Source organism: Planctobacterium sp. AWM4_229, from assembly GCF_056160305.1.
Genome location: NZ_JBSWWX010000005.1, coordinates 425,271 through 441,151 on the forward strand (window position 1 = coordinate 425,271; position 15,881 = coordinate 441,151).

Genomic DNA, 15,881 nt, shown 5'->3' on the forward strand with positions numbered 1-15,881 from the left:
GATAGTTGATTGTGTTGAAGGTATCAGCATTTATTTGTCTGTGGTTTAGTTCTCTGGTTCAGGCAGCTTGTCTGTCACCACAAAAAGTAAGTGTGCTGGTATCAGGGTATCCCGTAAGCCCTGTGTCTGGCCTTTCGGGAATTAACACTCTAGCTGAAGCCTATTGCAGTCAAAATCAATACGTCGAGTTACTGAAAAAGCAACTTGGCGATATTGCAGGTTATAAAGTGGGGTTTACCAGTAAGGCGGGTCAACAACGCTTTAAAATACCTTCACCTGCCACCGGCGTTTTGCTGGACAAAATGTTTATCCCTAATGATAGCAAGGTGCCACTAGATTATGGGTATCGTACTCTGATTGAACCAGATTTTATGGTGGTGATTGCTCACGATGACATTATGCAGGCCACCAGTGCCAGAGATACATTGCAGTATGTGGCCAGTATTCATCCCTTTATTGAGTTAGTTGCGATGCAGTTAGCGCCTGAAGAGCCTGTTACGGGCAAAGGTTTAGTGGCTATCAATATAGCTGCTACTAAGGCCTTGATGGGAGACGCTATTGAAGTGCAAAACAACGATGAGTTTTACCATCAAATCCCTTTCATAGAAACCGTGTTTAGCAACGACCAGGGTGAGGTGCTCCAAAAGACGGATGCTCAGGCGTTAATGGGGCATCCGTTAGAAGTGTTATTTTGGTTGATAAAAGATTTCCAGCGGCGTGGACTGACTCTAAAAGCGGGCGACCAGGTGAGTTTGGGGGCTACTGGCAAGTTATATCCGATTTCAGCTGAGCCGATGACATACCATTACCGCTTTTCGGGGTTATCGCAGGATCCTGTTTCGGCTTCCGTTTCTATGGTGACAACACAATGACTGTTCTGATATCTGTAGCAGAGCTAAAGTCTGCACTAAATAACCCCAAGTTGGTATTGCTTGATGCTAGTATGGTGGCTCCGTTACCAGGGGTTAGCAATGATATGCAGCAGGGCGCTATTCCCGGCGCATTGCGCTTTGACATTGAGCAGGTGTTTGTTGACCAGCACAATCCATTGCCACATACCATGCCCGATGCACAATTGTTTCAGAAAGAAGCAAGGAAGCTAGGTATTAATCGCGATTCAGAAATTGTCATTTATGACAACATGGGGTTGTATTCATCACCGCGCGCATGGTGGATGTTCAGAGCAATGGGTCATCAACAGGTAAAGATTCTAAACGGTGGACTACCGGCCTGGAAGGCCGAAGGTGAGGCCATTTCTGAGCTTACGACAGCGGAAAAGGAAGGGGATTTTATCGCTTTGCCTGAATCTCAGAGCTTCATAAGTGCAACGGAAATTGTGCCTGTTTTGCACTCGCAGCAGTTCAGGATCCTGGATGCCCGTTCAGCCCCTCGATTCAATGGTGAAGAGGCCGAGCCTCGCAAAGGCGTGCGCAGCGGCCACATGCCTGGTGCCAGTTGCCTGCATTTTCGCAGTCTGGTGGAATCCGGTAAACTCAAACCGACAGAGGCGCTTAAAACACTATTTAGCGACCTCGATGTAACCAGGCAGCACACCTTGGTGATGACTTGTGGCTCAGGCATTACTGCCTGTATTCTCGCTTTGGCTGCTCACGAGTCAGGCTTTGAAAATATTCGTGTTTATGATGGTTCATGGTCGGAATGGGGCGCAGATAACACATTACCTTTGGAAACCCTGAAGTAATGCAACTGACGGAACGCTTGATTCAACAGTTGCAAGCCCATGCAGACCCTGCAAGAGCCGTCAAAATGCAGGCGTACATGAAAACCCAACAAGCTTTTTTTGGCATTCCAGCGCCGCTGAGAAAACAGCTGTTTAAACAAGCCATTAAAGCGTTTCCTGTCAGAGATGCAGATGAATATCGAGAAGCGATTTTGGCTTTGTGGCACGGTAGTCATCGGGAAATGCAATATCAGGCGCTGGAAGTGGCAGAGCATGGCAAAAACTTTCGCACCAGCGAACAGATGCCCTTGTATGAATCCTTGTTAGACACAGCTGAAAATTGGGATACAGTGGATTGGATCGCCACATCGTTGGTGGGGCTTTTGATAAAATCCCAGCCAGAATTGCAAAGCTGGTTAATAAAATGGCGAGTGGCGGATAATCTTTGGCTTCGTCGAGCTTCGCTAATTGCTCACCTGAAGCACAAGCAACTAACCGATGTTAACCTGTTGTCAGAAACCATCTTGATGTTGGCATCAGAACGAGAGTTTTTTATCCGCAAAGCTATTGGTTGGGTATTGCGCGAGTACAGTAAAAGCAACCCCTCTTGGGTGTTGGACTTTGTTCAAGCCCATCGCGCTGATTTGTCAGGGTTGAGTTTGCGGGAAGCATTAAAACATATTAATAAATCGAAAAACTAAAAGAGGAAGGAAATGAAACAAGCAACGCTGTGGTGTCTTTTGAGCCTGATGTTGAGTAGCTTTGTTCAGGCACAATCTTTGGTGGCGGAAAAAGCCTGGGCAACGCCAACATTTGCCATGGCTAAGATGGGCGCAGCGTATGGCGTTATTGCCAATAGTTCAGAGCAAGCTATCTCCATTACCGGCCTTCAAATCTCCCCAGAGATTGCCGTTAGCGCAGAATTACACGAGACCTATATGAAGGGCGATATGGCCTCAATGCGTCAGCTTGACTTTCCACTCGAACTTGCTGCTGGTGAAAAGCTGGAACTGGCTCCCAGAGCCAAGCATATCATGCTGATGGGGCTGCAAAAGCCGCTTCAGGAAGGCATGACATTTGATGTGATATTTACAACAAAGGATGCACAAAACCTGGTGATGACTGTCACGGTCAGCCCCGGTGATAAGCACAAAAGACAACCTATTCACAAACATCATCACTAATAGAGCGTGAGGCAATATGACGACACTCTCACAATTGCAAACGCCGTGTTTATTGTTGGATGAGCAAGCAATGCAGCGCAATATTGGCGCCATGCTGCACAAAGCCGAGCAAAACCATGTTCGTCTCCGACCTCATGCTAAAACCGCCAAGTGCGCGCAAATTATGTCGGGTTTTAATGGTGTGGAAACGGCGCTTACCGTATCGACCTTAAAGGAAGCGGAATACTTCGCAGAGCAAGGGTTTAAGGACCTGATGTACGCTGTTTGTATTTCACCTGATAAGTTTGCCCGTGTGGCTCAATTACGCCAACAAGGCGTTGCCTTAGTCGTTATTCTTGATTCCATCGCAGTAGCGGATGCTTTGGTAAAATGGAGTGAACAAAACAATGCTGAGTTTGCCGTGGCGATTGAGATTGATTGTGACGGTCATCGTGCGGGGTTAACTCCTGATTCAGACATGTTGCCTGCGGTTGCTCAGATGTTGCACAACGCCCCTGAAGTTGAGTTTTGGGGACTAATGACCCACGGTGGTGGTTCCTATGATTGTGCTTCCTGGCAGCAAGTCAAACAACACGCGATTCAGGAAAGGCAAGCGGTGCTACTGGCTAAATCCCATCTGGAGCAGCATGGCATAACTTGCAACAACTTATCTTTGGGATCGACACCCACTGTTGTGGCCGCGGACCATTTTGATGGTATTAGTGAGATCCGTCCCGGTGTGTTTGTGTTTTTTGACTTGTTTCAGGCGCAGCTTGGCGCTTGTACTCAAGCAGATATTGCTCTCTCGGTATTGGCTACAGTGACGTCTCACAAACCGGAAAGCAATCGTATTTTTCTGGATGCGGGGGGATTGGCCTTATCCAAGGATCGCAGTACCCAGGGGCAAACAAAGGATTATGGCTATGGCAAATTGCTCAATCTTGATGGTGGAGAGTTCAAGGACGTTATTTGCGTTAATCAGGTTAACCAGGAGCATGGGGTAGTGCAGTTGCCCGAAGGCTTCTGTGTCGATGAATTCCCCATTGGTAGTCGGGTGCGCATATTACCCAATCATGCCTGTATGACGGCAGCTGCATATCCCGGTTATCATTTAATAGCCGCTGAGAGTTCAGACTGGAACGAGCAAACTCAGACAAAGTGGCTATCCCGTTGCAATGGTTGGTAAAAAACCGGTGGTGAGACGGATTTTAGTTTTCTGAGTGGCATTTAAACCTTTCATAAATGTTTGCGACTTATTAAGCGGTATAAGGAGTATCATTTTTATGAAGAAACAGATATTAAGTTTGCTACTTTCCTGTGGTCTAAGTGCTTGTGGCTACGCCACCCCCGAGGTTAACTGCGATGTATATGCCAAGCAGGAAGAATCCCTATATAAGTTACCCTATCAAAAAGGTGAAACCTTTGAGGTGTACGCCGCCACCAGTCATTATCGCAAGTCGAATCACGGTGTAGGCTTGTATGCCATTGATTTCCCCATGCCAATCGGAACCAAAATAGTGGCCTCACGCGCCGGAGAAGTGGTGGCCGTGCGCGAAGAGTTTAAAGACAATAATGGCGTCGACCTGCAAGAGAACTTTGTTTTTATTCGGCATGAAGATGGTACGGTTGCCCGTTATTTTCATTTGACGCATAACGGGGTGTTAGTTTCATTAGGCGAGATGGTTGAGGCTGGGCAGGTTATCGCCTTAAGTGGCAATACCGGCCAAAGTGGTGGGCCTCATTTGCACTTTGATGTGCAGCAATGTGGGCCAAATTTACCCCCCGCATACAACAAACTGCCTTGTGGTCAAACCGTACCAGTGGTATTCAACAATACCCAAGCCCAAGAGTGTGGTGTGCAGGAAGGACATCGCTATACTGCTCGCTGAGTTTTGTCAGATGAATAGCTTATTCATCTGACCACTGCGGTACACAAGCCGCAACCGAGAATTTGTAGCCCAGCTCCTGAGTTTTGTCTTTTTCCACCACAAAGATAGTGTTCTCATCGATGGTGAGTACGCGTTGATTCGCTTCTTTGCGGCAAGCTGAGTAGCGATAGGCTTCAAACTGGTAGATAAAGGTGGCTATGAGCTTATCTAAGGTTCTGGAACGTTCTTTCTCTTCCTCAGTATCCTCTTCACTCGCTGCGTCCGCAGTTTCTGTTGTGCTATTTGCTGAAGTGTTATCGTCAGAGGCAGCTATATCATTTTTACTGCTGCTATCGCTGCCCCTGTCACCGAAATTAATAGAAAATACCTGTGAATTTTCTTCAGTGTTGTCCTCTGTTTGCGCCCGGCGTATCAGCTCTCCCAGCTGGCCCGGTTGAAGCGACTCGGATAAATTAGCCAGGTCCTGCTCCGACATATTGCGCAGCATGCCAATTTCAATAGAGGAAAGTCCAGACTCGTCGATTAGCGCTTGTTGTTCTTCGGTTAACGGGGTTTGCTCTTGGTTGCGAACCGCACTGGCAATATTCAACAACTCTTCTTTTGACAAGGTGGCCAGGTTTTCTGTGGGATTGAAATCATCAAAAACATTGATTTGTTCTGCGTAGGGCTCTAAAAATTTAAATAACACAACCATCAGGAAAGGAATGAAAAATATGCGCATCCACATAGTCAGTACTGCAAAAGACTTATCTTCCCAATGGGTTTTTAACTTGATGCGGAAAATACGAAGAACAAAGCTTAGTGAAGACCATAGGCTCAGTAATACAATGGCAGAACCGAGGAAAAATACGGAAGCCAGTAAGAGCCAAAAGGGCAGCATAAGCATGGTGGTAAAACCCATGGTAAATACGAACGTTTGGGGTTCAATACCGGAGATACTATTTATTTTTAGTGCTGATACGGCCAAGGCGATGTTAGCGGTTGAGGCATAAAGAACGAATAAGACACCTTTGCCCAAAGTGTGTTCCCAGATGCGCATAAAGGTCTGCCAGAGCTCTCTTAACAACCCTACACCGGCAATGACACCCACTACTAACCAATAATCTTCATCGTCCTGTGGTTCGCTCAGAAAATTGAGTAGCATTATGGCGGCAAGAAAATAGCACCACTGAGAAAAAGACAGGTCTTTGAATTTGCCATTGAACCAGTCAGATATTCGCTTAAAGCGCATGCGTAAGGGCAGGGTAAGCTCGTTTAGCTTGAGCTTTACCGTACCGAAAAGTGTTAAACCTTCATCTTTCAGAGGTAGCCGTAAATGCTCATCGTTTTGGGATGATTGGGTGCTATCCGGCACGGTATTTTGTGGGTTTTCCATGGTAAATGCTCTCTCTGATTCGGCCTCTAGCTCAATCCAGGCTACCTTTTTATTATACCTTCTATTGGTATTAGACCTTTTGCCAATAGCAATTGTGGTATTCTGCCATCACTATTGCAAATAGCAAAACCGTATTAAATCAGCAATCTGGGGGGATTATGCCAGCAGTGAAGTTTTGGGGAACACGTGGTTCTATTCCTGTGGCACCCAATGCCCGCGATGTTAGAGCAAGATTGGAACAGGTTTTGATTAAGGCGGTTGATGCCAGAGTAGCTCAATACGATGATATTGAGCCGTTTCTGGATAGTTTGGCATTTCCTGATGTCTTCAGTTTTGGTGGCAATACCAGTTGTGTTGAGATCGATGATGGCACAGGGGACTATCTGCTGTGTGATATGGGCACCGGACTCAGAGAGTTTGGAGGGTATTACCTTAAGGATGAGGCGTTACAGCGCAGTAAAACATTCCATATATTTATGTCTCATTTGCACTGGGATCACATTATGGGCTTTCCCTTTTTTACGCCTGCCTATCTGCCGGGACATACGATAAAGATTTATGGCTGTCATAGTGTCTTGGAGCAAGCCATAAAAGCGCAACACGGCTCACCGGGATTTCCGGTTAATTTTGACAACTTAGCGGCAAATATTGAGTTTCACGTTTTTAATCCCGGACAGACAGTGCATGTTAACGGTTATGAAGTAGAGGCGCTTTTGCAACTTCATGAAGGCGATTCTTACGGTTATCGATTCAATAAAGCGGGCAAGAGCATTGTCTATTCTACCGATTCGGAACACAAAGTTGAGGATCAAAAAGAGCTTGATCGTTTTGTGCAATTTATCAAAGACGCGGATTTAGTGGTTTTTGATGCCATGTACAGTTTATTAGAATCAGTCACCTTAAAAGAAGATTGGGGGCACTCCAGTAACTTAATGGGAGTGGAGCTTTGTTTGAGGGCCAACGCGAAACAGCTGTGTTTGTTTCATCACGATCCCATCCACAGTGATGATGAGATATTTCAGAATCTGGAAGAGGCGCACAGCTTTTTATCTTTGATCACTCAGGAAAATCAGCAATCACTTGATATTGTCGCGGCTTGGGATGGATTGAAAATCACCTTGTAACCACAAGGGTGGAAATTATCCGTTTGATTGGCTAAAATTCATACTAATACTATCTGCAACGTTCATCCAATAGTGGTTGAGCACTTAGGAAAAGGGGGGAGGTTATGCAAGTCGGTGCACCATCAGGTATCGCAGAAGGCTTGGCGACAATTCAAGGGTCGTCGCCGAATCAGACAGAGCAGGTAACCCGTCAGACTCAACAGCAACAGGAAGCTACCTTGCAGGAAAATCGCGAAACACCACCTGCTACAGGAAATGTCGGGCAAAATATTAATACCACCGCTTAACGCTCTGTGATCACCTGCTAAAGCTCTGCCATCAAGCAGAGCTTTTTAGTTTACCCATGAGTGCTTTTTGGTCTTTGTCTAGCTTTTGACTCTGTATCCCTTCCAGTACCTGGATGGATTTAAAGCTCCAATAATTTTTCAATCCCAACTCGTGCATAATGCCTAGCATCTTCAGTTTTTCACTGTCATCAGAGCCAAATAATTGATGGCTCTTATAGTATTTTCTGAGTGCTCGATAGACACGCCCAGATTTACTGTGCAAATCAGCTAATAGCAGATAGCGCTGCTTTTGTTTTGCTCTGTCCAGCGTGCGTGCCATGACTTCTGAGTGGGTTATCTCAAAGCTTATTAGTTCCGGGCTGATTTCCAATCTTGCGGCATTGCGTTCCAACATTTTGTGTACTTCGATGGCTTGATTGTCCAAGCCGTATTTGTGTGCCACAAACAGCAGAATGTTAAGTTGTTTGACATCCAACTGGTGACGCAGATCGTAAAGTTTCTCAAAATTAGACAGCAATTGCTTGCCTTGCAGGGCGGCAAGACCCAGCAAGATAAAAGGCTTGTAAATATTGTATTTAAATGAGCCTTTAGCCCAAGTATTGTTGCGAATAATATCGATCATTCGCTGGTGTATTTTGGTGGCGGACAGACCGTCAGTATTGCCGCTTAACAAGGCCATAGAATAACAAAGCAGACGGATCAAAGAGATGCTGTTTTTCAAGTCAAAGCCGTCGCATTTTATCGCTTCTTTGTCATCCAAATAGTTAATTGCTTTGGTGAGGCCCTGGACTTTTTGCAAAAGCAGGGCGTGGCTTTCAATCTCATTGGGATGAAGGGTGTTTTCTTCTAACTTTTCAAAGTGGCGTAAAGCCAACTCCGGCTCTTCGTTAAACAAGTTGTATAAGGCTTGATAATAGATACAGCCTTTGCGCAAAATTTCAGAGCCGTTTGCATTGTCCAGAGTATCCAGGAATTGCTTTTTGTCACCGACACTAAAGCTGATAAACAGTTGTTCTCTGACGCGATCAGAACTCAAAGCAATTTTTTCAGAAATACTCCAGGCCAGATCAGGTCTGCGGCCTTGTAATAATAATTTTATTTTTAACTCTAACAATTCATCTTTGTGTGTTTGATCAAATTTGCCAGGATCAATATTCTTGATATTTTTAATTAAAACGCTCGGTGAAATTTGATTCAAATTCTTCAAAATACTTTGAAAAATATCCAAAGATTCAATAGTGGCATTAATGGAGTTCTCAATCATTTTGTAGTTTAGAGGAAACTCCAATACCTCGGTGCGCAAATGACGAAATATTGGATTGGCGCAAATGCTTTGAGCGTTGTCCGTTAAAATTACGAACTTACACCACTTGGGAACCAAATTTGAGCGTGTTAAATATCGTACTAAATTAACACCCGTCAGGCTGTAACCCAGGTCTTCTCGAATGAAAATGAGGTCGTATTTGAAGGACTGCTCGCGACCAACCAGGTCTCTTCCATCTTTCATTAAATCGACGTCAGGTTGATTGAGGTTGGCAAGCATCGTTTTGAGCTCGCTGCGCGCTGCCATGTTCTGGTTTACAATCAGAATTTTAAGTTTTCTGCTCACCTTGCTATTCACGAACACCCCCAAAAAATCCGTTTGATATTTAATATATCGTGCGTGATGTCTCTAAATTTAGCTTCAGGAATAATGTGGTGTTGTATGCCTGTACTGAAAAGTATGTACGATATTTCGTACATATCAAATAATCTAAAAGGTTAATTGTAATTGAATGTAATATGAGGGTTGCGTCCCACAAAAATATATTTAAAGGGTTTATTATTTACCCTTGCATTATAACTAATTTTTGAATGGTTGGAATTGATTTAATCTCTCAGGTTCGGTTATTAATTATCGGAATTAATTGTTTTCGTCCAGGAGCTCTTCAAGTTCATTGATCAGTATTAACAGTTTTTCCTGAACTGCCCCGATTTCCATCTCTTGTTGATGTTTTACTTCAGCGACTTGTTCCTGATTGGTATCCGATACGCCGGACATGTATGACTGTGCCCCTCGAAATTGCGAGTTGCGGCTGATGTGAGTGACCTTTTCAGGCATTTTTTGTGCGCTCATTTTGGTATTCCTCAACTCGCGTTGAAAATATCTTTGAGAAAGAACAGGGAGGCTTATTATTTTTATTGTTCCGAAGCTGACCCCGACTTCGTGCCTCCCACAATCCGATGAACGAATTATGGCAATGTATAAGGAAGTACTGTGCCAATATTTATATGTTATAAAAAGGTGTTATAAATCAGTTGGATAGGAGTTTTGGCTGAGGAGTGGCTGGTACCTTAAGTCGCTGGAAATGGATGATTTTAGTGCGCCTTGCACGATTTAGGTGCTTATGTAATGTAATCGCAGCAGGCAAATCCAGGTATGTAACAGCGCTTATTTTAGCTCGGATTGCGCCATTGAGTTATGGTCTCTTTAATAATTGCTACCATAGCACGCGCCGCTGTTGGTTCTTGCTCAATTCTAATAGTAGCGATTGCGCCCCATAAACAGCCACACAGATATTCTGCACGTTTGTCGATAATATCGTTGTCGGCATAGATGACGTGTTGTTCTTGAGCATTTTGTAATGCTTTGCGAAAAGCCCCCTCAACCTGATTTTTAAAGCGCAACAACCTGTCTTTGATAGCCGGGCTAGATTTATTGATATCAAGCAGAGCGTTGACCATCAGACAACCGCAATGATTTGGACTATCGCACTCACTTTTACTGCTGATTTTGTCAAATAGCATTTCAATGCCATCCAGTCCTGCTTTGGGAACATCCTCTTGAAAAAGCTGTTTACCTTGCTCGTGATACATATCTAATGCGGCAAGGAACATACCTTCTTTATCGCCAAAAGCATTGTAGATGCTGATACGCTTGAGTCCTGTGGCATTCTCCAGGTCACACATAGAGGTTGCTTCATAGCCATGCTGCCAGAATGCATTCATCGCGGCATTAATGACTTGTTGTTCGCAAAAGCTACGTGGTCTGGCCAAGGCAGGACTCCTGATTCATTGAGATAAAAGGAAATTGTACCCGGGTTATCAACCGAAAGACAAGCTACTTGCCGTCAGTTGTCAATGGCAGACTGAGTCTGGCTTCACAGCCGCCCTCGGGGTGGTTCTGCAGTTTGAGCTGGCCGTGATGCGCTTCGATGATTTGGCGACTTAAAGCCAGACCAATGCCTGAGCCGTCAACTTTGGTACTATAAAAAGGCACAAACAGGTTTTCAGGGTTATTGATGCCATTACCATGGTCGCGAATGAGGATATTGGCCATATCGCTGTTTATGGCAGCTTTGATTTCAATAGCCGCTTCGACATTGGCAATGCTTTGCGCTTCAATGGCATTTTTTACCAGGTTTATCAGTAGCTGTTGCAGTAATATGGCATCAGCTTGCACAGGGCTTTCTAACTCACACTGTATTGAAAATTTCTGCTCTGGAAACAATAGCGTTACTTTGCGAAGTTGTTCCGCAATGGACAATGCCTGTAACTTGGGTTTTGGGGTATGAGTTAAACGTTTATAGGCAGAAATAAACGTCGAAAGACTGCGAGCCCGCTCGGAGACTATTTCGGTAGACTCTTTAAGAGAGGGATTGTCCTGAACTACTTGGTCTTGCAACATCAGTTCACTGAGTGATTGAATGGGAACCAGAGAATTATTGATTTCGTGACTTAAAACCCTTATCAGGTTTTTCCAGGCTTTAAGCTCTTCGGCTCGCAATAAGGCTTCTACATGATTAATGAAAAGCAGGGTGTGACGATGATTTTGTTCCATGAAATGGTCGCTGAACACATGAAATTTCCCCTGTTTTCCAGCAAAATCATGTTCTAGTACTCCCCCTTTTGCAGACCGGAATGAGTCCGGCACAATGGCCGCTATGTCGCTGTTTAATAAGTCACCATCGGTCTGTTTGCACAGGGCACAGGCTGCCGGATTTACCAGAGAGATAAGACCTTGCTCATTCCAGGCAAATACCGCCACATCAATATGCGAGATTATTTTGCTCAATAAAAGCTGGCTTTCTTTGACCTCGTGGCGCTGCACAGTGAGGGTATCCGAAAGCCTATTTATTTGGCGAGTCAGTTCCGCCAACGCGCCGGTTTTCCTTGCTTGTTTACCCCGCAAGCTATAATCGCCTTCGGAGACGGCCTCCAGCAGGTTGGCCAGGGTATAAAATTGAGTAGTGACTTGATACTTGATCCAGCAACTGCTCATTATCACCAGGCTGAGCATTATGATAATTACCAGACTCATAAGGTAAATGGAGGTCTGTGCCTGCCACATTGCAATTGTCGCTACAATCGTTAACAACAGGCCAATACCTGCAACAAGGCTAAATAGTTTTTCTTCGAAGTTAAGCTGCGGATTATTCAAGATATTTGGTTTTAATCTTTGTATTTGTCCAGTCTGCGATAAAAGGCGCTGCGACTCAATCCCAATGATTGGGCTGCTTCGTTAGCATTGCCTGAGAAAACGGTTAAGCGCTGCTGTAATGCTTGCTGTTCAATTTCCGCCATCGTCGGCATTGCTTTATTCTTATTTTGAATTAAATGCTTAGATTCGCTTACCGCAAGGGGCGTATCTGGCAAGGTTAAATCATTGTTCTGCAGGGTTTTTGATTCGGCAAAAATAACCGCGCGTTCTATTACGTGAGACAGCTCCCTGATATTTCCCGGCCAGTGGTATTCTTGCAATGACAGTTGTGCCTTGTTGTCTATTTGCGCAATGACTTTTTTGTACTTTGCAGCAAATTTAGAAACAAAATAATGGGCCAGTGGCACTATGTCTTCGTGGCGGTCGCGCAAGGGGGGCACTTCTAATTGTACGGTGTTGAGTCGGTAAAACAAATCGCTGCGAAACAACTCTTGTTGAATGAGTGTCTCAACGACTGCGTTAGTGGCACTAATAACGCGTACATCACTGTGCTGAGTCAGGGTACTGCCCACTTTTTCAAACTGTTGAGACTCCAGAACTCGCAGTAGTTTTGCTTGTTGTGACAGCGGAAGATTGGCAATTTCATCTAAAAATAAGGTGCCCTGGTTAGCCAGTTCAAAGCGGCCTATGTGCTCTGCTTTGGCATCGGTAAAAGCCCCTTTTTTGTGGCCAAACATCTCGCTTTCGAATAGCGCTTCGGTGATAGCCCCCATATTGACTTCAACGAAGCGTTGTTTGTTGCGATTGGAGTGCTCATGAACCCAGTGGGCAAACATACTTTTACCCGTGCCATTCTCTCCGGTCAGCAGTAGATTGGAATCGGTTTTGGCCACTTGCTCCAACTTCTTTACAAACTGCTGCATGGTTTTCGAATGAATGATCATTCCTTCACTGTCGTAACCGGACAACTCCGCTCTGAGTATTTTGTTTTCTTGTTGCAGCGACAGGGTTTGATGGTGACTTTGCGCCAGTTTCAATTGGGTATTAATGATGGATAGCAGACGGGTGTTTTCCCAAGGTTTCTGAATGAAATCATTCGCCCCTTTTTGCATACTGGATACGGCGAGCTCAACACTTGCCCATCCAGTCATGATCACCACGGGGGTATCCGTATCCCTTTCCCTGATGGATTCCAGCAGGGCGATGCCATCCTTGCCCGAGGTGGTATCAGAATGAAAGTTCATATCCATTAAGATCAAGGCGATATCCTGATGCTGTAATTGATGCAGTAATTCTCCCGGGTTAGTTGAACTGAGCACTTTAAATCCCTGTTTTTCTAATACCAGTCGCAGGGTGGTGACAACCACAGGATCATCGTCGCACACTGAAATGGTAGCGCCAGCCAGGTTTGTATTTTCCATGTATTCCGCAATTCAGTTGGTGATAGAGATGACCGCCCTGAAACTGTTTTCAGAGCGGCAAATGTCATAAAAACACTATGCTTTATTCATAGCGCAAAGCTGCGCTGGGCTCAAATTTAACTGCTTTTCTGGCAGGAAACCATGCGGAAATCAGCACGATCACACCAATTAGCATTGGCATAGCCCCGTACATAACATCAATCCAGATGGAGTTGGTGGCGAATTGGCTAACCATTTGATTACCAATGAGCCAGGCCAGCGGGGCACCAATTAGCGCACCGATCAACAATTGCATGGCAGCTTTTCTCATCACTAGCCTGACTACTGACTCATCAGTGGCACCCAAGGCGCGACGCACGCCAAACTCATGGGTTTTTTGTTCAATGGCATTCGACATTACACCGTAAATACCACTTGCTGCTAGCGCTACAGCCGCCAACGCCATCAACTTGAAGATGTCCGCTAAAAACAACATGCCAGCGGTGTTTTGTTTGATTTCAGCTGCGTAAGTTGACTCGCGATATACCGCCATTTTTTGATCCTGGCTAAATAATGCTCTTTGCACTACCGGACCCAGATCGCTGGCACTGAGTGTACCTGATGGTGTAGCAATAACCGCCATATAGCGCTGCGTGTCTTGCAATGCTGAAGTTAACACCGCCGGACGCTCTTTATTGCCTGCATAAGGTTGGCCAAAGATCATGTGTGGAACCACTCCTACAATGGTGTACCAGGTTTTGGCGTCATCAGAAGCAAAGCGATAGCGCTTGTCTAAAGCATTTTCAATACTGCCGTAATGTTGTTTGGCGAAGGTGTCTGAGACCACGGCAACCCGTTGCGCTTTGTCATTGTCTGATGCTTCAAATAATCTCCCTGCAAGAGGGGAGACGTTGAGTTGTTCCAGCATACCAGGCATCATACTGGTGGCATTTGCCCTTGGATATTCGCTGACCTTGGAGGCGTCCATCCCTTCGATGAAAATCCCGGTAAACCCGGTGTATCTGCCCGGTACATTGCCTGCCAGTGAGGCGTCAGCGATTTCCGGTTGGGCCTTCATATCTTCAATAAAGTTACGATAAAATTGTAAAATATCGCTATCCTCGGGATAGGCCATTTCCGTTAATTCGATGCGGGCATAATATTTGTTTTGGTAATCAACACCATAATCAGCCTTGGTGACGATATTAGCACCTACCGCCATAATGGCAGCGATGGTAAGTAAGCAGCAAGATAAAGCTATCTCCATGGTGACCAAGATGTTGCTGGCTTTGCCGGCTTTTTTGCCTTGTGCGCCACGTGTACCGTCTTTCAACCAGCTGTTAAAATCACCGTTACTGATTTTTAGTGCCGGAACTAAACCCGATAGTACGGCTGTGGTCAGTACGATGAGCACCGACATCAGCAAAATATGGCTGTCGATTTCGAAGGTCCAGTAAAAGGGCAGAGGACCATTGTAGACACCGGCCATGATACCCTGGCTTATTTCCAGTCCCCAAGCAGCCAGCAATACGGAGAATACGCCACTAATCAAACACACGAGCAAGCTCTCCCACATCATTTGCGAGATTAATCGCCAACGAGGTGCACCCAGAGCCACTCTAACAGCTGTTTCTTTAGCGCGTTCGTTAGCGCGAACAAGGAGTAAATTGCCCACATTGGTGCAGGCCAAAATCAGAATAAAACCGACAGCGGTGAGCAACACTGAGATGATGATCATGGCTCCGTTGCCCATGGTGGCCATTCTATAGGTTTTTGCCATTGCCCCACGATCTGAATTAGTCTCGGGGAAATCCAGTGCCAGACGTTGGGATATGTTGTTTAGCTGAGCGTTGATCTGGGAGACTGGAGTATCTTCTTCTGGAATAATAAATACTTCCAGTGCCGGGCCTTCACCGCGTTTAACATCGGACATTTGCAGTTGCATTGGCAGCCAGATATCTACGGCATCCGGGAACTTGTAGCCTGGAGGCATCACGCCAATCACTTGATGGGCATGACCATCGATGTCGATTTTATTGTCCAGAACATTGCTCTTAGCACCATAAAAGTTTTGCCACAGGTCATAACTGATCACTGCTACCGGATTGGCACCCGGAATGGTGTCTTGGCTATTTAAAACCCGTCCGGTCATAGCGGGTACGCTGGTAAAATCGAACACGTTGGCTTCGGTAACAATGGAGCGGTAGCGAACTGCACGTCCTGTGCCGCTAACATTGACGTTGTTGTAATAATAGGCGCCACTCATCTCAACACCTTGTAGCTGCTCCTTCATTACCAGGTAATCAGCAACGTAGACACTGCCTCCATTGTATTCCGTGCCATTTTGCACGGTATTGATGACATACATTCTATCCCCCTTTTCAAAGGGCAGGTCTTTGAGCATGACGCCATGGATAAAGGAGTAGTTGTACATACAAATACTCAAGCCTATGGTCATCACCAAAATGGTAAGCACCGAAAACCCCGGGTTTTTTAACATCAACCGCGCGGCATACTTTAAGTCGTGGAATAAATTCATGGC

15 protein-coding genes are annotated in these 15,881 nt (G+C 45.4%); 8 read left to right on the forward strand and 7 right to left on the reverse strand.

All coding sequences use genetic code 11. From position 1 onward, the window contains the following. Positions 1-11 precede the first annotated feature (11 nt). From ACXAGP_RS13600 to ACXAGP_RS13625, 6 genes are all read left to right on the forward strand, one after another. Entirely contained in the window at positions 12-872 is an 861-nt protein-coding gene (locus ACXAGP_RS13600; protein ID WP_475262044.1) for a 2-keto-4-pentenoate hydratase, read from the forward strand. Then, complete coding sequence (locus ACXAGP_RS13605) at positions 869-1,702, forward strand: sulfurtransferase (protein WP_475262045.1); 834 nt, start codon at positions 869-871, stop codon at positions 1,700-1,702. Before ACXAGP_RS13600 ends, ACXAGP_RS13605 begins: the two co-directional genes overlap by 4 nt. Further along, positions 1,702-2,382 (forward strand): DNA alkylation repair protein, encoded by a 681-nt coding sequence (locus ACXAGP_RS13610; protein ID WP_475262046.1) that lies wholly within the window; start codon positions 1,702-1,704, stop codon positions 2,380-2,382. The genes ACXAGP_RS13605 and ACXAGP_RS13610 overlap by 1 nt, the downstream gene beginning before the upstream one ends. A gap of 12 nt (positions 2,383-2,394) precedes the next feature. Next, entirely contained in the window at positions 2,395-2,865 is a 471-nt protein-coding gene (locus tag ACXAGP_RS13615) for a copper chaperone PCu(A)C (RefSeq protein WP_475262047.1), read from the forward strand. Positions 2,866-2,881: 16 nt separating this feature from the next. Next, positions 2,882-4,030 (forward strand): alanine racemase, encoded by a 1,149-nt coding sequence (locus ACXAGP_RS13620; protein WP_475262048.1) that lies wholly within the window; start codon positions 2,882-2,884, stop codon positions 4,028-4,030. A gap of 97 nt (positions 4,031-4,127) precedes the next feature. Beyond that, positions 4,128-4,733, forward strand: a complete 606-nt coding sequence (locus tag ACXAGP_RS13625) for a M23 family metallopeptidase (protein WP_475262049.1) — start codon at positions 4,128-4,130, stop codon at positions 4,731-4,733. Positions 4,734-4,752: 19 nt separating this feature from the next. On the opposite strand, the gene ACXAGP_RS13630 is transcribed toward ACXAGP_RS13625, so the two are convergent. Continuing rightward, positions 4,753-6,108 carry a hypothetical protein gene (locus ACXAGP_RS13630; RefSeq protein ID WP_475262050.1) on the reverse strand — a complete coding sequence of 452 codons (1,356 nt, stop codon included), beginning with the start codon at positions 6,106-6,108 and terminating at the stop codon, positions 4,753-4,755. Between the two features lie 158 nt (positions 6,109-6,266). On the opposite strand from ACXAGP_RS13630, the gene ACXAGP_RS13635 reads away from it, so the two are divergent. Together ACXAGP_RS13635 and ACXAGP_RS13640 are read left to right on the forward strand one after the other, a co-directional pair. Continuing rightward, a complete protein-coding gene (locus tag ACXAGP_RS13635) occupies positions 6,267-7,232 on the forward strand; it encodes an MBL fold metallo-hydrolase (RefSeq protein WP_475262051.1) in 966 nt (321 codons plus the stop codon). A gap of 104 nt (positions 7,233-7,336) precedes the next feature. Next, complete coding sequence (locus ACXAGP_RS13640; RefSeq protein WP_475262052.1) at positions 7,337-7,519, forward strand: hypothetical protein; 183 nt, start codon at positions 7,337-7,339, stop codon at positions 7,517-7,519. Between the two features lie 31 nt (positions 7,520-7,550). On the opposite strand, the gene ACXAGP_RS13645 is transcribed toward ACXAGP_RS13640, so the two are convergent. From ACXAGP_RS13645 to ACXAGP_RS13670, 6 genes are all read right to left on the reverse strand, one after another. Then, positions 7,551-9,128: a response regulator gene (locus ACXAGP_RS13645; RefSeq protein WP_475262053.1), complete on the reverse strand. Its 1,578-nt coding sequence runs from the start codon at positions 9,126-9,128 to the stop codon at positions 7,551-7,553. Between the two features lie 294 nt (positions 9,129-9,422). Beyond that, a complete protein-coding gene (locus tag ACXAGP_RS13650) occupies positions 9,423-9,635 on the reverse strand; it encodes a hypothetical protein (RefSeq protein WP_475262055.1) in 213 nt (70 codons plus the stop codon). 320 nt (positions 9,636-9,955) lie between these two features. Continuing rightward, on the reverse strand, positions 9,956-10,555 hold the full coding sequence (locus tag ACXAGP_RS13655) for a TetR/AcrR family transcriptional regulator (protein WP_475262056.1): 600 nt from the start codon (positions 10,553-10,555) through the stop codon (positions 9,956-9,958). 64 nt (positions 10,556-10,619) lie between these two features. Beyond that, entirely contained in the window at positions 10,620-11,939 is a 1,320-nt protein-coding gene (locus tag ACXAGP_RS13660) for a sensor histidine kinase (protein WP_475262057.1), read from the reverse strand. An 11-nt stretch (positions 11,940-11,950) separates the two neighbouring features. Next, positions 11,951-13,360, reverse strand: a complete 1,410-nt coding sequence (locus tag ACXAGP_RS13665) for a sigma-54-dependent transcriptional regulator (protein WP_475262058.1) — start codon at positions 13,358-13,360, stop codon at positions 11,951-11,953. Positions 13,361-13,442: 82 nt separating this feature from the next. Continuing rightward, positions 13,443-15,878 carry an ABC transporter permease gene (locus ACXAGP_RS13670; RefSeq protein ID WP_475262060.1) on the reverse strand — a complete coding sequence of 812 codons (2,436 nt, stop codon included), beginning with the start codon at positions 15,876-15,878 and terminating at the stop codon, positions 13,443-13,445. Positions 15,879-15,881: the final 3 nt, after the last annotated feature.